This window comes from Rhodococcus sp. RCBS9, assembly GCF_029457415.1.
GTDB lineage: Bacteria > Actinomycetota > Actinomycetes > Mycobacteriales > Mycobacteriaceae > Rhodococcus_F > Rhodococcus_F qingshengii.
The window spans coordinates 5,243,532-5,262,979 of the sequence record NZ_CP120422.1; the positions used below are offsets into that span (position 1 = coordinate 5,243,532).

The window sequence follows — 19,448 nt, forward strand, 5'->3', positions numbered from 1 at the left end:
CACAATCGGGTGGCAGTGGGGTAGCACCCCAAAACAATGGGACAATGGTGTAACTATGGCTGCCTCTCTTCCCCTCGTTTTCACTGCACCCAAGCGCGGAATGCCTCCACGGCACCTCGCCGATCTCGATTCCGCCGAGCGCAAAGAAGCGGTGAAAGAGCTCGGCCTTCCGGCTTTCCGGGCCGATCAGCTGGCGCGTCAGTACTACGCGCGGCTGGAAGCCGATCCGGAGAAGATGACCGATCTCCCCGCATCGGTGCGCGAGAAGGTTGGGGAGTCGCTGTTCCCGACCTTGTTGACCCCGATCAAGCACCTCGCGTGCGATTCGGGCGACACTCGCAAGACCCTGTGGAAGGCACATGACGGAACGCTGCTCGAAAGCGTCTTGATGCGCTATCCCGACCGGGCAACACTTTGCATCTCGAGTCAGGCAGGCTGCGGAATGGCCTGCCCGTTCTGTGCGACGGGTCAGGGCGGCCTCGACCGCAACCTCTCGACCGCCGAGATCGTCGATCAGGTTCGCGAGGCAGCGGCTGCCATGCGCGACGGTGAAGTTGCCGGCGGCCCCGGACGCCTCTCGAACGTCGTGTTCATGGGTATGGGCGAGCCTTTGGCGAACTACAAGCGCGTGGTGGCAGCGGTGCGACGGATCACCTCGCCTGCACCCGACGGCCTCGGCCTGTCTCAGCGGTCCGTCACGGTCTCGACCGTCGGCCTAGCTCCCGCTATCCGCAAGCTCGCTGACGAAGGACTGAGCGTCACGCTGGCGGTGTCGCTGCACACACCGGACGACGAACTGCGCGACACTCTTGTCCCGGTCAACAATCGCTGGTCAGTGTCGGAGGTACTTCAGGCTGCCCGGTACTACGCAGACAAGACCGGTCGTCGTGTGTCAATCGAGTACGCGATGATCAAGAACGTCAACGATCAGCCGTGGCGTGCGGACATGCTGGGCAAGAAGCTGAAGAAAGCACTCGGCGGGTTGGTGCACGTCAACCTGATCCCGCTCAACCCGACTCCGGGCAGCGAGTGGGACGCGAGCCCCAAGGACGTCGAGCGCGAGTTCGTGCGTCGGGTCATCGCCCAGGGCGTCTCGTGCACGGTGCGCGATACGCGCGGTCAGGAAATCGCCGCAGCCTGTGGCCAGCTGGCAGCCGAGAACTGAAACGTTCCAGGCCTGAAACACGTAAAGAGAAGGCCTCCACGAACTTTCGTTCGTGGAGGCCTTCTCTTTGTCAGGTTTCTAGCGCGGGCGGCGACGGATGACGATGTCGCGGACCAGAATGAAGATCATCAATCCGGCGGTGCCGATGAGCCACAGATCCTCGACCTTGCCGTGATGGTTTCCGATCATCATCAGAAGCAGGAATATTGCGAAGAACCATCCGAGGAAACGGAAAAACTTGAGTCCTTCACCACTCCACCCCCATGCGGCAGAGGGAACCTCGGCCTCATCGACGTGCGAGACCACGACGGGGGCGCTGGACTTGACGTCCAACTGGGTATCGGCCACGGTCGATCCTCCTGCTCATTCGGTTGCACTACTGCCCAATATGGTGACATACGACTGCCTGTCGTACGTAGTTGGGCGTCGATAAGGTTGTTCTCAGGTGTTATCAGGAACAATGGGCGAGTGCAGGAAACCACACGTACCCGCGTCCTCCTCCTCGGCAGTACCGGTTCGATCGGTACCCAAGCGCTGGAGGTCATCGCTGCCAACCCCGACCGTTTCGAAGTAGTCGGTCTTGCAGCGGGCGGCAACAACGTCGAGTTGTTGGCCGAACAGATTCGTGCAACCGGCGTCACGGACGTCGCCGTCGCCGATCCTGCAGCGGCATCGGCGCTGGAATCGGTAACCGCCCGTTCGGGACCGAGCGCCGTGACGGAACTGGTTCGGGACAGCGGTGCCGATGTTGTCCTCAATGCGCTCGTCGGTTCTTTGGGACTCGAACCGACACTGGCGGCTTTGAACTCGGGAGCGCGCCTGGCGCTGGCGAACAAGGAATCGCTTGTCGCCGGCGGAGCGCTGGTGACGAAAGCCGCCGCCCCCGGTCAGATCGTGCCGGTCGACTCGGAGCATTCGGCGCTTGCCCAGTGCCTACGTGGTGGAACAGGCGACGAGGTGGCCCGGTTGGTTCTCACCGCTTCGGGTGGGCCGTTCCGTGGCTGGAGCGCCGAGGATCTCGAAAGTGTGAATCCAGCTCAGGCAAAAGCGCACCCCACCTGGTCGATGGGGCCCATGAACACCCTCAATTCGGCAACTCTGGTCAACAAGGGCCTCGAGTTGATCGAGACGAACCTGCTGTTCGGGATCGACTACGACCGCATCGACGTCACCGTGCATCCGCAGTCGATCGTGCATTCCATGGTGACCTTCTTCGACGGATCGACGCTGGCACAGGCGAGTCCACCGGACATGAAGCTCCCGATTGCTCTCGCTCTCGGCTGGCCGGACCGCATCGAAGGTGCGGCGTCGGCATGCGACTTCACCACCGCCTCCACCTGGGAATTCGAGCCGCTCGATTCGTCGGTGTTCCCCGCCGTCGATCTGGCGCGAAGCGCAGGCAAATCCGGAGGTTGCTTCACCGCGATCTACAACGCGGCCAACGAAGTGGCGGCTCAGGCATTCCTCGACGGTGTCATTTCCTTCCCGGCGATCGTCCGCACGGTGGCTGCTGTTCTCGACGATGCAGGTCAATGGTCCGCAGAACCGGTTACCGTGGACGACGTTCTGGCCGCAGACGGCTGGGCACGCACACGAGCGCGTCAGCTCGTGAAGCAGGAGGGCTAGAGCTTTCATGGTTTTTGCACTGGGCGTAGTGCTGTTTGCCCTCGGCATCGGCGTGTCCATCGCCCTGCACGAAGCCGGTCACATGTGGACGGCCAAGGCTCTGGGAATGAAGGTTCGCCGCTACTACATCGGCTTCGGACCGAAAATCTTCTCGTTCCGTCGAGGTGAGACCGAGTACGGCCTCAAGGCGCTGCCGCTGGGCGGATTCTGCGACATCGCGGGCATGACGGCCCTCGACGAGATGACGCCTGAAGAAGAGCCGCACGCGATGTACAAGAAGGCGGCGTGGAAGCGCGTCGTCGTCATGTCCGGCGGTATCGCGATGAACTTCATTCTCGGGTTCCTCCTGATCTACGCATTGCTCCTCGGTTGGGGTCGAACCAGTACGGAGCCGGCACCGCCTGTTGTCAAGGGCGTGACGTGTGTTGCTCCGACGCAGCTCGGACAGGATCAGGGGTGGAAACTCGCGGATTGCACCGGTACCGGCCCGGCGGAGGCAGCCGGAATTGCTGCCGGCGATCGGATCGTCGCGGTGGACGGTCAACCGACGGACACTTTCGCCAAGGTTTCCGCGGCGATCCGCGACAAGTCCGGGACAGTCACGCTCACAGTCGAGCGCGGCGACGAGACTGTTCAAGTTCCGGTCGACGTATCGCCGGTTGAGCGTTACGTAGCCAAAGACGGCAGCACAACGCCGGAACTGGCAAAGGTAGGCGCTGTCGGAATTGAGGGTGTCAGCAATCTGATCGAGTACAACGCGCTCACTGCTGTTCCGGCGGCCTTCGACTTCACCGGCCAGATCATGGTCGACTCGGTAAAGGCGTTGGCTGACATTCCGTCGAAGGTGGGGGCTCTGTGGGAGTCGATCACGGGCGGCGAACGCGCCCAGGACACACCGATCAGCGTGGTTGGTGCCAGCGTGATCGGCGGTGAAGCGGCGGACCGTGCACAGTGGGCGACGTTCGTCGGACTGCTCGCATCGATCAACTTCTTCCTCGGTGTTTTCAACATCCTGCCGCTGTTGCCGCTCGACGGCGGTCACATCGCGGTGGTCTTCTACGAGAAGATCCGTGATTGGTTCCGCGCCCGCCGAGGCTTGATTCCCGGCGGCCCGGTCGACTACACCAGACTCCTTCCGATTACTTACGTATTCATCGTGATCGGTGGCGCGTTCATGTTGCTGACACTCACGGCTGACATCGTCAATCCGATCAAGATCTTCTGACCGTGTGAGAAGGGTGACGGTTGCCGCGCGGTAGTGCGGCGATCGCCCGGCTAAACTTGCAGTGAAGCTATGAAAGAAGGCACAGACGTGACCATCCCTATCGGACTGGGAATGCCCTCGGCACCCGCAGCGATTCTTGCTCCTCGACGCAAGACACGGCAGCTGCAGGTCGGCACGGTAGGTGTGGGCAGCGATTTCCCCATCTCGGTGCAGTCCATGTGCACCACGAAGACGCACGACGTCAATGCAACGCTGCAGCAGATCGCGGAACTGACCGCGTCCGGTTGCGACATCGTTCGTGTCGCCTGCCCGCGTCAGGAAGACGCGGACGCGTTGTCGATCATTGCGAAGAAGAGCCAGATCCCGGTTATCGCCGACATTCACTTCCAGCCGCGCTACATCTTCGCGGCAATCGATGCGGGATGCGCTGCGGTGCGCGTCAATCCGGGCAACATCAAGGAATTCGACGGCCGTGTCAAAGAGGTGGCCAAGGCTGCCGGTGACGCAGGCATTCCGATCCGTATCGGTGTCAACGCGGGATCGCTCGATCCTCGGTTGATGGAGAAGTACGGCAAGGCGACGCCCGAAGCGTTGGTCGAGTCCGCGCTGTGGGAGGCCGGGTTGTTCGAAGAGCACGGCTTCGGTGACATCAAGATCTCCGTCAAGCACAACGATCCGGTGATCATGGTCGAGGCTTACCGCCAACTCGCCGCCAAATGCGATTACCCGTTGCACCTCGGCGTCACGGAGGCAGGGCCGGCGTTTCAGGGCACGATCAAGTCCGCGGTCGCCTTCGGTGCGCTGCTCGCGGAGGGTATCGGCGACACGATCCGGGTTTCGCTCTCGGCCCCGCCGGCCGAGGAAATCAAGGTCGGTAACCAGATTCTGCAGTCTCTGAACCTGCGTCCCCGCAAGCTCGAGATCGTCTCTTGCCCCTCGTGTGGCCGTGCACAGGTCGATGTCTACACACTTGCCGACGAGGTCTCCGCCGGCCTCGAAGGCATGGAGATCCCGCTGCGCGTGGCAGTCATGGGTTGCGTCGTGAACGGACCGGGTGAAGCGCGTGAGGCCGACCTCGGTGTGGCGTCCGGCAACGGCAAGGGCCAGATCTTCGTCAAGGGCAAGGTCATCAAGACGGTGCCCGAGGCGCAGATCGTCGAGACGTTGATCGAAGAGGCGATGAAAATTGCCGAAAGCATGGAGGGTGACGCCTCGGAGGGTGCGCCGGTCGTCACCGTGAGTTGAGTGATTGCCGGATGAATCTTCCCCGTCGGTGTCAGGTTCGTGGCAATCTGAGTGCATCATGATCGGGTAGTGATATTCGTGGACGCGCAGTCGAGTCGAGGGGGTTGACGGATGCTCAAACTCCTCGGAGCCAAGCAGGTCGGAAGTCGAGATCTCGAAGACGTCCGACGGGTACTCGACGCCGATCCGGTGGCGGCCTGCATGATTGCCGCGCGCGTCGAAGAATGCGGCGTCGACCCACGAATGATTCACGGCGAGCTGTGGAGTCGAGGCGGGCCGTTGTCCTCACTGTGCTTTGCCGGGGCGAACCTGGTTCCGCTTCGAGGCGATCCGGATGACATTCGGGCATTCGCCGACCGTGCCTGTCGGATTCCGCGCATGTGCTCGTCGGTGGTCGGCCGCGCCGAATTGGCGTTGCCGTTGTGGGAGATGCTCGAGCTCGACTGGGGAACTGCGCGGGAGGTGCGCCCCGAACAGCCGTTGCTCGCGGTTTCCGAGCCGCTGGCGTGCCCGTCGGATCCACTGGTCCGGCAGGTTCGCTCGGACGAACTCGAGATCTATCTGCCTGCCGCGATCGCGATGTTCATCGAAGAGGTCGGAGTCGACCCGCGTGCCAACGACGGTGGGCGCGGATACCGGCACCGTGTCGCTAGCCTGATCGCCGCTGGTCGAGCGTGGGCGCGCATCGAGGACGGCCAGGTCGTTTTCAAGGCGGAGGTCGGTTCGATGTCTGCTCGCTGTGGCCAGATCCAGGGTGTGTGGGTCAACCCGGAATTTCGTGGGCAGGGCTTCGGCGTGACCGGTACAGCGGCTGTAGCGGAGTCGATCATGGCGACCGGTCGCATTGCGAGCCTGTACGTCAACAGCTTCAATACGATTGCGCGGTCGACCTATTCGCGGGTGGGGTTCCGACAGGTCGCGACCTTCTCGACGGTGCTGCTCGACTGACCGTACAAGCTGCGTGCAATGGTCGCGCCTACGCTGGGTGGAGCATTTGTCGCCCTACTATGGGGCTCGATGAACACTCGGCATTTCTCTCGTAGTCGCTCGGCCCAACTGTTGGCCTCCTGCACCGTGATTTTCTTGGCGGTGGGGATCAGTTCGTGTACTCCGAAACCCGCCGGCCCCGAGCCCGTCGCGCAGCAGTTCCTGAGTGCGTTCGGTGACAGGGATATCGACGAGGCAGCAAAACTGACGGACCGGCCTGATTCCGCGGGTCCTGTATTGAGTGACACCTGGGATGCGCTCCAGGCCGAGTCGATGACTGCCGAGACCACGTCGGTGAAGATGAACGGTGACACTGCGACGGTCGGCTACACCTACGAGTGGCACCTTCCGAAAGACCGTGTGTGGACGTACGACGGCGAGCTGCAGATGGGACGCAAGGACGGCGACTGGTCCGTCCGGTGGAGTTCGACGGACGTTCACCCGCGCCTCGGTGACAAGCAGACGATGTCGTTGCGGGCAACCGCGGCGCCGCGAGCGCGGGTCAACGAGCATTCGGGCACGGATGTCCTGGTGCCGGGAATTGTCTACCGAGTGAAGTTCGATCGCTCCAAGAGCAACGACATCATTGGTTCCGCAAACAATCTCGCAAGTGTTCTCGGTCGGTTCGATTCTTCGCTGACGGGTCAATCGATCGCCGAATCCTCGACGGCCGTCAAGGGCGACTATCTGGTGACCCGCCTGCGCAGTGACGACTACGACCAGGTATCGGCGCAACTGGGAGCCATCTCGGGAGTCTCTGTCTCGGACGAATCGGATCTCGTCTCGACGGACCCGGAGTTCGCGCCCGACCTTCTCGGGCAGATCAAGAAGACGATCATCGACGAGGTCGACGGCAAAGCCGGCTGGAGTGTCGTCACGGTCAACCAGAACGGCGTCGACACCGATGTGCTGACCGAGACTGCGCCGCAACCTGTTCCGTCGTTCAGTATCAGTTTGGATCGCAACATTCAGATCGCTGCTCAGCGTGCCGTGAACGTGAACAAGGATCAGGCGATGATGGTAGTCATCGAACCGTCGAGTGGGGCGATCCTGGCTGTCGCACAGAACAAGGCAGCAGACCGCGACGGACCGGTCGCGACGATGGGTCAGTACCCGCCCGGTTCGACGTTCAAGATCATCACGGCAGGCGCCGCAATTTCGACCGGTCAGGCGACCCCCGACACGATGGTGCCCTGCCCGGGCCGGATCGAGATCGGTGAGCGCAGCGTCCCCAACTACAACGAGTTCTCACTCGGCACGGTGCCGATGGCAACGGCCTTCGCGCGTTCGTGCAACACGTCCTTCGCCAAGCTGGCCAGCGAGATGCAACCAGACACGTTGACCACTGCCGCAGCGCAGTTCGGCATCGGCCAGGACTACAACGTGGTGGGATTGCCGATCGATTCCGGTTCGGTGCCGCCGGCGTCGGACCTGGTGCAGCGGACCGAAGACGGGTTCGGTCAGGGAAAGGTCGTGGTCAGTCCGTTCGGAATGGCGATGGCAGCGGCGACGGTCGCGAACGGTTCGACTCCGGTGCCGCAACTGATTTCAGGGCGCGAAACCACCATCGACGGTGAGCGCCCGGCGATCTCGCCCGCCATGGTCGACGGCCTGCGCGGCATGATGCGACTCGTGGTCACCAGCGGTACTGCAGAACGCGTCGAAGATCAGGGTGAGGTGTACGGCAAGACCGGGGAAGCCGAGGTCGAAGGGGGATCGCACGCGTGGTTCGTCGGCTATCGCGGGAACCTGGCCTTCGCGACTCTGGTTGTGCGGGGCGGAAGTTCGGACAACGCCGTCGCAGTCACCCGCGACATGCTCACCGCCCTGCCTGAAGGCTACTGACCCGTCAGGGGAGCAGTCCCAACCTCCGGGCGGTCACCACGGCTTCGTGGCGTGAGCTCGCGTCCAGCTTTCCCATCGCGCTTCGCAGATAGCTCTTGACTGTTTCAGGGCGAAGGGAAAGCCGTTGGCCGGCTTCGATGTTGGTGCAGCCGAGTGCGACCTGAGAGAGAACATCCACTTCACGCGGGGTGAGCGTGACGTCGGATTCGGCGTCGGCGGTGGGACGGAGCAGGTTGGCCAAACGCTGGGAGAGTCCGCGGAGTTTGGTCTGCAAGTCGGTGTCGGTGACGGTCTGGGCGACACTGCGTAGTTCGGCGTGGACTCCGCGGATCTCTTCCGAAGACATACCGTCGGCGGTAGTCGCGGCGGCGGCCTGCAGTAGTTGCAGGCGACGATCGACTTCGTCGCGGATGGCGAACTCCATCCCGAGACGCCGGGATGCGCCGACCATGACGTCTGCTGTGCGGTCACCCAACGGAGCGGAATCTCGGATCGCGGCGTAGAGCACAGCGCGCGATTTTCCCGAAACCATGACCGGAACGGCGATGATCGAATGCAGGCCCTCGCTGAGAACAGGACGGTCGAAGTGATGAGTGATGGACTGCGAATTGCCGTAATCGTTGACGGTGATCGGTGAACCCTGGGCTACGACGCGTCCGCCCATGCCCGAGCGCGGCGGGATGGCCAAGCCCTTGAGGTTGTTGGTGCGGGTGCCGACGAATTCGCTCAGGTGCAGGGTTCCGTCCTGGACCTCGCCTCCGAACAGCACGGGAACAACGCCCTGAGCTGCGATTGTGCGGAGTTCACCTCGCATTGCGTCCCCGTCGCGGGGGCGCAGAAGTGACGAAGCATGTCGGTTCACGCAGGTACCCCTTTCTGGGGGTAGTGAAGTTCTCTTGTGAGCTAGATCATAGGGGGTGAACAGTACGTATGACGAGCCGCCAAACGTAACCGGTCGGGCCAACCATACGACGATCGATAAGGAGCAAGTTGATGAGCACCGATCCCACCGCACGGGTGCGCGAGCTGCTGGACCAGTACGACACCCCGCATGCCAGCGCCGCAGAATTGCTCTGCGATCGGCATCCCGCGGATGGCGTTGCATTCACCGTCGTCGAGGCAGACCTTAGCTCGGTGGACCTCACTTACGGTCATCTACGTGAGCAGTCGGCGCGTTTCGCGGCAGCTCTGGCCGACCTCGGAGTCGAGCCGGGTGACAACGTCGCGACCTTGATGGGTAAGTCTGCGGACCTGGTGGTCGCGCTCCTCGGAATCTGGCGCCGCGGAGCAGTCCACGTGCCCTTGTTCACGGCGTTCGCTTCGCCGGCCATCGCTTTCCGCTTGACCGCCAGCGGCGCGAAGGTGGTCATTTCCGACGCCAATCAGCTCGAGAAGCTCGCGCCGGGAGAGGACATCCCCGCCGACGCAGCATGGCAGGTCATCGTCGCGGGCGGCGCGGCCGGTGACGAGTTGGACTTCGACGCACTTGTCGCAGCTCAGGATGCCGAAGACGCGAAGGGCGCTGCTCAGGCAGTCGGCGGCAACGCACCGATGGTGCAGTTGTTCACCAGTGGCACCACGGGAACACCCAAGGGCGTGCCGGTTCCGGTGCGCGCGCTCGCCTCGTTCCACGCCTACCAGGAGTTCGGCCTCGACGTCCGAGAGGACGACGTGTTCTGGAACGCCGCAGACCCGGGCTGGGCGTACGGGCTGTACTACGCGTTGCTCGGCCCGCTTGCCGCCGGCACGCGAAGCCTTCTGCTGCACGCCGGATTCTCCGCGCCGCTGACGTGGCAGATCATCGAGAAGTTCGGTGTCACCAATTTTGCCGCCGCTCCGACCGTCTACCGCAGTCTGCGTGCCGACAAGGCTCCCGTTCCGGAAGGCATCTCGCTGCGCCGCGCTTCCTCGGCCGGTGAGCCCTTGACTCCGGATGTTGTTGCGTGGTCGAAGAACTCGTTGGGCGTCGAGGTCCGTGATCACTACGGCCAGACCGAGCACGGCATGTTCATCGTCAACGCCTGGGCCGACGGACTTCGCGACGATGTCCGTCCCGGATCCATGGGTCGTCCGTTGCCGGGTTGGTCTGCCGCTGTGCTGGAAGACAATTCGGATGACATTGCACCGGCCCGCACTCAGGGCCGCGTGGCGATCGATACTCACAACAGCCCGTTGATGTGGTTCACCGGGTACGTCGATGCGCCGGAGAAGACGAAGCAGCGATTCAGCGAAGACGGCCGCTGGTACATCACCGGTGATGCGGGAATGACGGACGAGGACGGATTCTTCTTCTTCTCCTCGCGCGACGACGACGTCATCATCATGGCGGGCTACCGCATCGGTCCCTTCGACGTCGAGAGCGTGCTGGTCATGCACGAGCACGTCATCGAGGCCGCCGTGGTGGGCATGCCCGACGAGTTGCGCGGTGAGGTTCTCGAGGCGTTCGTCGTTCTTCGCGAAGGCGTCGACGGCGACGACGAACTCGAGAAGGAACTGCAGACGTTGGTGAAGAAGAAGTTCGCCGCGCACGCGTACCCACGCACGGTGCACTTTGTTCCGAACCTGCCCAAGACCCCGAGTGGCAAGGTTCAGCGGTACATCTTGAGGAAGGGATAAACCCTGCTGTGCGCCTTTATTAACCCCCGGCGGTTAATAAAGGCGCACAGCAAGGTCAGCGCCGACGAATTCTGCCGACCACCATGAGGGCGACCAGGGTGACTGCAAGCAGCAGTGTCGTATTTGCTGCGGCAAGAAATACCTGGCCACGGTCGGTGAGTCCGAAGATGCTGACCGGCAAGGTCTTCCATGTCGCCGGGTAGACCATGACCGTTGCGCCCAGCTCACCCATCGACAGTGCGATGGAAAGCCCGGCGGCCGCACCCAACGCTGGGAGCAGCAGCGGTAGCGTTACCCGTGTCAGCACCCGCACCGGGCCGGCGCCGAGTGATTCGGCAGCTTGACGGTAGGCGGGATCGAGCCGTTCGAGCGCGGCCGATACGGAACTGAAGGCAAAGGCAAGCACCAAAACCGTGTGAGCGAGAATCACGATCCACTTGGTGCCGCCGAGCAGTAGCGGGCGCTCGTTGAAAGTGATGAGCAGACCCAAGCCGATCGCGACCGACGGAACCGCAATCGGTAAATGGAATACGGCATCGGTGATGCGCCGCAGCCACATCGGTGCCTCACGCGAGGCCAGCGCGGCCCACGTTCCGACGATCAATGCCAATGCCCCCGCGATGAATGCAGTCTGCAAACTGACGATCAGGCTGGCGAAGTTCTCGTCGGACAGCGCCGTGGAGAAGTTCTTGCCGCCGAGATTCGACGGGAGTGGACCGGTCCACGATCCGGCCAAGGCAGCCGCGACGACGGTGGCGATGGGCGCGACGAAAACCACCGCGACGACCAGGGTGAAGAATCCGAGTACGAGGGCCCTAGAGCTTCGTGTCCACAGCAGCACGGCTGCCTCCCATCAATCTGTTGAAGGTGAATCGGTAGAGGCAGTACAGGCCGAGTGAGAGTGCGACCTGGACCGTCGCGATCACTGCCGCGCCGGGCAAGTCGAAGGTGACAATGCCGCGGGTGTAGATGAGGACCGGCAGAGTTACGACGTCTTTAGCCCCGGTGAAGAGCACGATGCCGAATTCATTCAGCGTCATCAGAAGCACGAGCGATCCACCGGCCAGGAGGGCCGGCCACGCTTCCGGCATCACCACCTGCCGCAGAACTCGGACGGGTGACGCGCCGAGACTGGCTGCCACGTCGAGTTGTTCACGCGGAATCTGGGTGAACGCTGCCAATAGCGGACGCACGACAAAGGGTGTGAAGAAAGTGATTTCGGCCGCGATCACACCGAACGGAGTGTTGAGGAAATTCAGTGGGCCGCTCGCATCGCCGGTGATGCGGACGATCAAGGCGTTGACGGCGCCGGCTGTCCCGTACAGGAACGTGAACGCCAGCGTGATCAGGAAAGACGGCAGGGCGAGCACCGTGTCGATCAATCGCCCCACCACCTTGGATCCGGCGAACGGAACGAAGGCAAGCACCAAGGCGAGGAAGGTTCCCAGGATCAGGCAACCCAGGGTCGACGCCACGGCGATTTGGATGGTCCGCCAGAGCGCGGTTCTGAACAGTTCCGAACCGAGCACCGAAGACCACGTGGACAACCCGGTGCCATCTGCGGTGCTCAGAGATTCCGTGAGGACACGTGCGGTGGGATAGACAGCAAACACGAGGACAAGAAGCAGTGGTGGCAGCGTCCAGCCGATCCGGCGCCACGGGATCGGGTCTTTGTGCTGGGGCGCAGCGGTTTCGGGGCGTTCCAGGGTTGTCGTCATGGGTGGCGATCCGCCGGAACCAGGACACTGCCGTCCGTGGGCAGGACGACGCCCACTTCGGTGTCGACCGGTCGTTCGTCGTGCCCTGGAACATCCGCGTCGACGCGGACATCGTCGAGGCCACGTACAGCCAGCGTCAGACGCGTCGTGGAACCGCGCCAGACGCTCGAGACGATGCGCGCCGGGAATGATCCTCGTGTGCCGACGCCGCTTACGCCTACCGCATGTGGACGAACACACAGGTAGGCGTCCATGTCGGACTCCCATTCGATGTGCCCGATCTCGGGCTGCGGGGCGTGAGCAGTGAACGGCGTGCCACCGATCGAGACCAGCGCGGAGGTGCCGATGACGCGTGTGACGGTGCAGGGCAGCAGGTTGGCACCTCCGAGGAACGCCGCGGTGAAACTGGACGGCGGACGTTTCCACAAGGACTCAGCGGTGTCGATGTCCGCGAGTCTGGCGTTGCGCATCACTGCGATTCGGTCTGCGAGCGCCAGGGCTTCACTCTGATCGTGCGTCACGTAGAGCATGGCTGTGTCAGGTAGTGCTGCGCGCAGTCTCGCCAGTTCGCCGAGCATGCTCTCGCGAAGTTGAGCATCCAGGGCGGCCAGTGGTTCGTCGAGGAGGAGTACTCCAGGGCGAATTGCCAACGCTCGGGCAATGGCGATTCGCTGCTGTTGACCGCCGGAAAGTTCACGGGGAAGCCGCTTTCCGTACGCCGACATCCCGACCATGTCGAGGGCTTCGGCCACGCGAGTGCCGATCTCCGACCGCGGCACGCGATGGGCTCGGAGTCCGAAGGCTACGTTTTCGGATACACGCATGTGCGGGAAGAGAGCGTACGACTGGACGACGACGCCGATACCGCGTTGTGCGGGAGGCAGATTGGTGATGTCTCGGGTGCCGAGCTTGACGGAACCGGACGTGGGGCGGACAAATCCCGCGAGGGCCTTCAGGGCGGTCGACTTGCCGGATCCACTGGGCCCCAGCAGTGCCACAGTTTCACCCGGCGCCACTCGTAGATTGAAATCGACGAGTGCATGGGTTGCGGTCTTCCCGCGGCCGTAGGCGACGTTGACGCGATCGAAGGTGATGGCCGGAGCAGAATGTTCGATCGCTCCGTGAACACCGACGGTCTCGGGGAGCGTCCGCCCCAGTCTGGTTCTTGCCATGATCAGCTCCCGGTGGCTTTCTGGTAAGCGGCGATGTCGGCGTCGAGCGAGCTGAGGACGTCGTTCCAGTTCGGGGTCCACACGTTGACGCCCTGCAGAACTCCGGAAGGCGTGTTCTTGTCGGTGGATTCACCGGCAGCGCTTCGGACGTCCTCGCGGACCGATACGCCGAGTGCATCGGTGGCGACGGTCTTCTGGGATTCTTCGGAGAGCAGGAACTCCATCAACTTCTTGGCTTGTTCGCTGCTCGGTGCGCTCTTGGCGAGGCCCATCACGTAGGGCAGTGCAATGGTGGTGCGAGTGCCGTCGGCTCCAGCGGGGAAGAAGATGTCGAACTTCGATCCGTCGTCGGCGATGGAGGCGAGGTTCATCTGGACGTCACCGTTGGCGACCAGCAGCTCTCCGTTACTGACCTTGGGCTGGAGCTTTCCGGTGGAAGACGAGGGTCCGACGTTGTTGGCCTGGAGCTTTCCGAGGTAGTCGAGTGCTCCTTCCTTACCCATCAGGTGCTGGAGCAGCAAGAGCACCGCGGTGCCGTCGCCGGCCTGGCCGGGCGTGGAGTACTGCAACTTGCCCTTGAACTGGTCAGTGAGCAGATCGTCCCAAGATTGTGGGGCGGGTGATGCAGTCGGATTGGCGATGAACGAGAGGTAATTCTCGACGACGGGCACGTACTTGCCGGCGTCGTCCTTCTCGTCGGCAGGAACGGCGGAGGTGTCGATTCCGCTGGGCTCGAGCAGACCTTGGGCGTCGGCCTTCTGGATGAACGGGGGCAGCGTGATGATCACGTCTGCCTGTGGGTTGGACTGCTCCTTTTCGACGCGGGAGACGACCTCGCCGGATCCGGCTTCCACGAGGTTGACGGCGATACCGGTCTGCGCGGTGAAGGCGTCGAATCTTCCCTTGTACCAACCGGACAGACCGTCGGCGCTGTAGACGGTGACGGTCTCGGTGTCTGATCCGGCAGCAGTGCCGGTGCCACCGCAGGCAGTGGTGAACGAAAGGACGGACACGGCGAGAGCGGCCGCAGCGATGCTCGGGCGTAGACGCATGACGATTCCTTTTTCGGAGGTGAGATCAGGAGTGGGTGAGGAGTTCGGCGAACTCCGTCACGGACGGGACGATGTGGGTGGCTCCGGCGTCGCGAAGCTGTTGCTCGTCGTGTGCGCCGGTCAGAGTTCCGGCGACGACGGATGCGCCGGAACGAATGCCGCTGAGCACGTCGTTGGACGTGTCGCCGAGTACGGCGATCTGGTGGACGTCGTCGATCGAAAGTTTGAGCAGGGCAGTCAGAATCAGGTCGGGGTACGGTCGACCGCGACCGGCCTCGGCGGGGGAGAGGGTGAGATCGGCGAGGGTTTTCCAGCCGAGCGCGACGAGAAGTTTGTCCTGGGTCGATCGGCTGAACCCGGTGGTCAAGGCAACTTTGATGCCGGCCTCGCGCAAAGTGGTGATGGCTTTCTCGGCGCCGGGGATCGGCTCGGCCAGGCCCTGGTCGATGAGGGAGTCGTACGTGGTTTCGAAGGCGGCGTTCGCGGCCTGGGCGCGGTCTTCGTCACCGAAGATCGCCCGGAACACGACGATCTTCGACTGGCCCATCGTGTCGAGGACGTACTGGCGAGCGGCGTCGGCTTCCGGGCCTTCGGCGGGCAGTCCGCCGGCTTCAGCGGCGGCTGCGAAGGCGCGAAGAACCAGTCCGTCGTCGGCGACGGTGGTGCCGGCCATGTCGAGAACGGCAAGGGTGATCGGAGACATGAGAAGTCTTTCTTGTCGGAAGGATTCAGAGACCGAGCTGGTCGGCGGTTTGTTCCGCCAGTGCCGGGCCGAGCGTCATACCGCGGCCACCGGGGCCGGCAACCACCCAGACGTTGTCGGCGGCTTGTGCGCGGTGAACAAGTTGTGAGGGGTCGATGCACTGGCTGTAGACGCCCGCCCAACGCTTGACGATTGGCGGAAGATCGCGTCCCAGAAGTGTTTCCACGACTCCGGACAGATGGCGATAGGGCGCCTCGTCGACATCGAAGTCGAAGGGTTCCTTGTATTCGTGGGTGTCGCCGATGGTCAGCCCGCCGTGCAAGCGCTGCACGCACAGGAGTTGCATGCGGTGCTCCTCGGCAGTCGGTTCCTGCGGCTGTACTGTACGGAGGTGATCGAGGGCAGATCCGGCGAAACCCGGGTAGTAGCGGAAGCTGTCACCGTCAGCGATTGCGGTGGTGAGCTTTTCGCCGAGTGGGGCGCTCTGCATCATCTGCAGGCGCACACGGCGCAATGGGAGATCGCCGGCGAGATCGCGAGCAAATCCGCCGAGTGTTGCTCCGGGGCAGACGATCACGAGATCGGCGTCGAAGCTGCGACCGTGGTCGTCGCGGATGTGTGCGCCGGAGGTGGTCGTCGTGATCTCGCGGGCTTCCGTTCCGGCGTGGAAGGTGTAACGGCCGGAGGATTCGAGGTAAGAACGGATGGCGGGGAGCGCTTGCCGTGACTCGACAGCGGCGTCCAGCGTGCAGTGCAGTCCGCCGAGAAACTTGCCCCGGAGCGCGGGGTTGACGACGCGAACGGCGTCGGGATCCAGAAGCGCGAACCCTCGGTTGTCGGCGTCCGGCCGAGAGAACGCTTCCTGCGCGACCGCGACCTCCTCCTCGGTGCGCATGAGGGTGATGGAGCCGGCTGGGCGGTATCCGACGCCGGGGACACGGGCGGCAAGGTCTGCCCACAGTTCGCGCGAGCGCAGCGCAGCTTCGAGTTCGTGCGGGGCTCGCCCGGATACCCAGACGAGGCCGAAGTTCCGTACCGTGGCACCGCGGGCTTCGGGCTCACGTTCGAGATGGATGACGTCGTGTCCCCGACGGATTGCCTCGTCGGCGTGCGCCGTTCCGAGGATCCCTCCGCCCACAATCAAAATTCGCATGTAGAAATAGTGACGTTTGGTCTAGACCAATAGGGGGAATCGAGACGAACTCCAGGTTAACAATTGGTATAGACCGAATTCTTGTACGCTTGCGCCATGAATCAGCAGACGTCCACCGGGCCGGGGACCTCGAGCGTCGTGATCGAACCGGAGTTGAAGTACTACCGGGTGCGCACCGAGATCGAGACCATTCTCAGTGGGCTCGAGGAGGGCGACGCAGTCCCGTCCGAGCGGGAATTGGCGGCGCGGTTCACAGTCGCACGCGAGACGGTCCGTCAAGCGCTTCGTGATCTTCTTGTCGAAGGGCGAATCGAGCGGCGGGGGCGGGGCACTGTCGTCGCGAGTCCGAAGTTGGTTCAGCCGCTATCGATTCGTTCCTATACCGAAGGTGCTCTGAGCGCTGGGCGAGTACCCAGTCGTAAGGTTGTGACCTTCGAACGAATGTCGGCCGACGACGGTCTCGCCACGGAATTGGGTATCGAACCAGGTGACAGCGTCGTTCACCTCGAGCGTGTCCTCTTCGCCGACGGAGAGAAGATCGGACTCGAATCAACGTTCCTGCCGGACAGCAGGTTCGGTGAGATGCTCGACGCTTTCGATGCGACGACGTCGCTGTACGCGGCTATCCGTTCCATCGGCGTGGTCTTTGCCTCCGCAACCGAACGGATCGAGACGGTGCTCGCTTCACCGCGGGAGGCAACCCTCGTCGAGTCCACCACCTCGATGCCGATGCTTCTATTACACCGGACGTCTGTCGACCCGGATGGTGTGCCGATCGAGCGCGTTCGTTCGCTCTACCGTGGTGACCGTATTGCCTTCTTGACGACTCTTCGCGAGTAGGAGGGGCGTCGAGGGGGTCTGCTGTTACCGGGAACGATAGGCACTCCCAGGCCCGTGGAATTTGTTCTGTACTGGACTCCATCAAACGGGAGGACAGTGAACATGGGTGACAAGAAGGTCTGGTTCGTAACCGGCGCAGGCCGGGGGATGGGAGTCGATATTGCTCAGGCTGCTCTTGCCGCCGGGCACGCGGTGGTGGCAACGGGGCGTGATGCGGACCGTGTTTCTGCAGCGATCGGTGCGCATGACGACCTGTTGGTGATTGCCTTGGACATCACCGACGAACAAGCCGCATATGCTGCGGTGGACACGGCAGTTGCACGATTTGGTGGAATCGATGTACTGGTGAACAACGCCGGAAACTTCTACGCCGGGTTCTTCGAGGTTGTCAGTCCGGCGCAACTTCGCGCTCAGATGGAGACCAACTTTTTCGGGCCGATCAATGTGACACGGGCGGTGTTGCCGGTAATGCGTAGGCAACGGAGTGGACGTGTCGTGACTGTCAGCTCGCTTGCGGGCCTGGTTGGTCAGGAGTTTTGCGCAGCCTACGCGGCGTCGAAGTTTGCGCTGGAGGGTTGGATGGAATCATTGCAATTCGATGTCGAACCGTACGGAATCGGGACGATGATCGTGGAGCCGGGATTCTTCCGGACCGAACTGCTTGTCGAGGGTGCGTCGTCGGTCTGGCCGGAATTGTCGATAGACGATTACGACGCTCGGACTGGCGAGACCGTCGAAGCGTGGAAGAGTATGAACGGTGCCCAGGGCGGGGATCCGGTGAAACTTGCCGCGGCACTTGTGGCACTTGTCGATTCGCCGCTACCCCCACGTCGTTGGGTCGCCGGTGCCGATGCAGTGTCCGTGGTTGAGCAGAAAGCCCACCAACTACTCGATCAAGTTGAAGCCCATCGCGGTTTGTCCTCGTCGCTTGCCCACGTGGACGTGACGACCTGATCCGAGTTTGTCAGGTCACGGGAGTGAGGTGAACATGTCCACGAGCCCCTGGGGTGCGTTCTCGCCGAAGCACATGTCCAGTCCATCAGCGGACTGTTGTGCCGATGCGGCGCTGCGTGGGAATAGGCGCTCTTCGTAGACAGCTAGCCCTTCCTCCGTGCTGCTGTGCGACGCGATCGCCTGGCCGAGTTCCGCGCCGTCGAGCATTGCCAGGTTCGCGCCCTCTCCGGCAAACGGCGACATGACGTGGGCCGCGTCCCCGAGCAGAGTGACCCCGGGAGTACGGCTCCAACTGTGGCCGATGGGAAGGGCATGGATGGGGCGAGGGGTCAGCGAGCTGTCGGCTTCGACGATCAGTGAACGCAGTGACTCGTCCCAGTCCGAGAAGTGTTCCAGCAGAACCTTCTTCGCGATGTGATCGTCGGAGAAGTCGACACTCGCTGCCCAGCTCTCGGGAACTCGCAGGGCGGCATAGATGTGCAGACTGTTGTCGGTCTCACGGTGGGCAAGGAAGCCCTTGTCGGCACTGAGTGCGAACATCATTCCGCCGCCGACGGTTTCAGTGGCATCCACGTGCTGGTTGTCGGCGTCGTGAAGGTCGAACTCCACGAAAGATATTCCGGTGTACGCAGGAGTGTCGTTTGAAACCAATGGACGGATTTTCGACCACGCACCGTCGGCGCCGACCAGGAGATCGGTGGTGAAGTGGGTTCCATCCGCGAGGTGAACTTCGTGTCGACCATCCGGCAACGGATGAGCACTGCGGACCTTGGCTCCCCAGTGGATTGTTTCCTTCGGAATTGAGCTGAGCAGTAGGTCACGGAGCTGGCCGCGGTCGATTTCCGGGCGGTCGCCGTCTCCGGTGTCCTGCTCGCTCAGGTGCACGACGGCATTTCGATCGAGGACGCGTGTCTCTTCCCCGCCTTGATGAACGAGGCCGCGGAACTCCTCATAGAGGCCGGCGGCATGAAGCGCGATCTGACCCGAGTCTTCGTGGATGTCGAGCATCCCGCCTTGAGTTCTGTCTGTCGGTCCGGATTCGAGATCGAATACCGCCGAATCGATTCCGCGGAGATGGAGGACTCGGGCGAGGGTGAGGCCGCCGAGGCCGGCGCCGATGATTGCGATGGGGTAGTGGTTCATGGTG

General features: G+C 62.8%; 18 protein-coding genes. 9 read left to right on the forward strand and 9 right to left on the reverse strand.

The features are described from left to right. The first annotated feature begins 55 nt into the window (after positions 1-55). Positions 56-1,165 (forward strand): 23S rRNA (adenine(2503)-C(2))-methyltransferase RlmN, encoded by a 1,110-nt coding sequence (gene rlmN, locus P0M12_RS24675; protein WP_003942816.1) that lies wholly within the window; start codon positions 56-58, stop codon positions 1,163-1,165. 78 nt (positions 1,166-1,243) lie between these two features. Here the strand turns inward: rlmN and P0M12_RS24680 are convergent, their stop codons facing one another. Next, complete coding sequence (locus P0M12_RS24680) at positions 1,244-1,513, reverse strand: DUF2631 domain-containing protein (protein WP_003942762.1); 270 nt, start codon at positions 1,511-1,513, stop codon at positions 1,244-1,246. 120 nt (positions 1,514-1,633) lie between these two features. On the opposite strand from P0M12_RS24680, the gene dxr reads away from it, so the two are divergent. From dxr to P0M12_RS24705, 5 genes are all read left to right on the forward strand, one after another. Continuing rightward, positions 1,634-2,791, forward strand: coding sequence for a 1-deoxy-D-xylulose-5-phosphate reductoisomerase (dxr, locus tag P0M12_RS24685; protein WP_054187754.1), 1,158 nt, complete (start codon positions 1,634-1,636; stop codon positions 2,789-2,791). Between the two features lie 7 nt (positions 2,792-2,798). Beyond that, positions 2,799-4,016 (forward strand): site-2 protease family protein, encoded by a 1,218-nt coding sequence (locus P0M12_RS24690; protein WP_007734886.1) that lies wholly within the window; start codon positions 2,799-2,801, stop codon positions 4,014-4,016. 87 nt (positions 4,017-4,103) lie between these two features. Then, positions 4,104-5,261, forward strand: a complete 1,158-nt coding sequence (gene ispG / locus P0M12_RS24695) for a flavodoxin-dependent (E)-4-hydroxy-3-methylbut-2-enyl-diphosphate synthase (protein WP_007734888.1) — start codon at positions 4,104-4,106, stop codon at positions 5,259-5,261. Between the two features lie 111 nt (positions 5,262-5,372). Next, complete coding sequence (locus P0M12_RS24700; RefSeq protein WP_058226322.1) at positions 5,373-6,209, forward strand: GNAT family N-acetyltransferase; 837 nt, start codon at positions 5,373-5,375, stop codon at positions 6,207-6,209. A gap of 69 nt (positions 6,210-6,278) precedes the next feature. Further along, the gene (locus P0M12_RS24705; RefSeq protein WP_042450801.1) at positions 6,279-8,093 is read left to right on the forward strand and encodes a penicillin-binding transpeptidase domain-containing protein; all 1,815 of its coding nucleotides are present in this window, start codon (positions 6,279-6,281) and stop codon (positions 8,091-8,093) included. Between the two features lie 4 nt (positions 8,094-8,097). On the opposite strand, the gene P0M12_RS24710 is transcribed toward P0M12_RS24705, so the two are convergent. Beyond that, complete coding sequence (locus P0M12_RS24710; RefSeq protein ID WP_042450799.1) at positions 8,098-8,907, reverse strand: LuxR C-terminal-related transcriptional regulator; 810 nt, start codon at positions 8,905-8,907, stop codon at positions 8,098-8,100. A gap of 179 nt (positions 8,908-9,086) precedes the next feature. Here P0M12_RS24710 and P0M12_RS24715 point away from each other — a divergent pair, with 179 nt between their 5' ends. Continuing rightward, positions 9,087-10,709: an AMP-binding protein gene (locus P0M12_RS24715; RefSeq protein WP_042450797.1), complete on the forward strand. Its 1,623-nt coding sequence runs from the start codon at positions 9,087-9,089 to the stop codon at positions 10,707-10,709. A gap of 55 nt (positions 10,710-10,764) precedes the next feature. On the opposite strand, the gene P0M12_RS24720 is transcribed toward P0M12_RS24715, so the two are convergent. Genes P0M12_RS24720 through P0M12_RS24745 form a run of 6 tightly spaced genes read right to left on the reverse strand, consistent with a single transcriptional unit; the run spans position 10,765 to position 16,507 of the window. Then, on the reverse strand, positions 10,765-11,550 hold the full coding sequence (locus tag P0M12_RS24720; protein ID WP_003942733.1) for an ABC transporter permease subunit: 786 nt from the start codon (positions 11,548-11,550) through the stop codon (positions 10,765-10,767). Further along, positions 11,525-12,427 (reverse strand): 2-aminoethylphosphonate ABC transporter permease subunit, encoded by a 903-nt coding sequence (locus P0M12_RS24725; RefSeq protein ID WP_042924412.1) that lies wholly within the window; start codon positions 12,425-12,427, stop codon positions 11,525-11,527. The genes P0M12_RS24720 and P0M12_RS24725 overlap by 26 nt, the downstream gene beginning before the upstream one ends. Continuing rightward, positions 12,424-13,599, reverse strand: coding sequence for an ABC transporter ATP-binding protein (locus P0M12_RS24730; RefSeq protein ID WP_277377004.1), 1,176 nt, complete (start codon positions 13,597-13,599; stop codon positions 12,424-12,426). The genes P0M12_RS24725 and P0M12_RS24730 overlap by 4 nt, the downstream gene beginning before the upstream one ends. Before the next feature lie 2 nt (positions 13,600-13,601). Then, positions 13,602-14,651 carry a 2-aminoethylphosphonate ABC transporter substrate-binding protein gene (locus P0M12_RS24735; protein WP_003942754.1) on the reverse strand — a complete coding sequence of 350 codons (1,050 nt, stop codon included), beginning with the start codon at positions 14,649-14,651 and terminating at the stop codon, positions 13,602-13,604. Positions 14,652-14,676: 25 nt separating this feature from the next. Then, positions 14,677-15,354: a phosphonatase-like hydrolase gene (locus P0M12_RS24740; protein WP_042450793.1), complete on the reverse strand. Its 678-nt coding sequence runs from the start codon at positions 15,352-15,354 to the stop codon at positions 14,677-14,679. A 25-nt stretch (positions 15,355-15,379) separates the two neighbouring features. Beyond that, positions 15,380-16,507 carry a TIGR03364 family FAD-dependent oxidoreductase gene (locus tag P0M12_RS24745; protein ID WP_277377005.1) on the reverse strand — a complete coding sequence of 376 codons (1,128 nt, stop codon included), beginning with the start codon at positions 16,505-16,507 and terminating at the stop codon, positions 15,380-15,382. Between the two features lie 96 nt (positions 16,508-16,603). On the opposite strand from P0M12_RS24745, the gene P0M12_RS24750 reads away from it, so the two are divergent. Both P0M12_RS24750 and P0M12_RS24755 read left to right on the forward strand, forming a co-directional pair. Next, positions 16,604-17,347, forward strand: coding sequence for a GntR family transcriptional regulator (locus tag P0M12_RS24750; RefSeq protein WP_007734901.1), 744 nt, complete (start codon positions 16,604-16,606; stop codon positions 17,345-17,347). Between the two features lie 102 nt (positions 17,348-17,449). Then, positions 17,450-18,301 carry an SDR family oxidoreductase gene (locus tag P0M12_RS24755; protein WP_058226315.1) on the forward strand — a complete coding sequence of 284 codons (852 nt, stop codon included), beginning with the start codon at positions 17,450-17,452 and terminating at the stop codon, positions 18,299-18,301. Positions 18,302-18,316: 15 nt separating this feature from the next. Here the strand turns inward: P0M12_RS24755 and P0M12_RS24760 are convergent, their stop codons facing one another. Continuing rightward, positions 18,317-19,444: an NAD(P)/FAD-dependent oxidoreductase gene (locus P0M12_RS24760; RefSeq protein ID WP_277377006.1), complete on the reverse strand. Its 1,128-nt coding sequence runs from the start codon at positions 19,442-19,444 to the stop codon at positions 18,317-18,319. Positions 19,445-19,448: the final 4 nt, after the last annotated feature.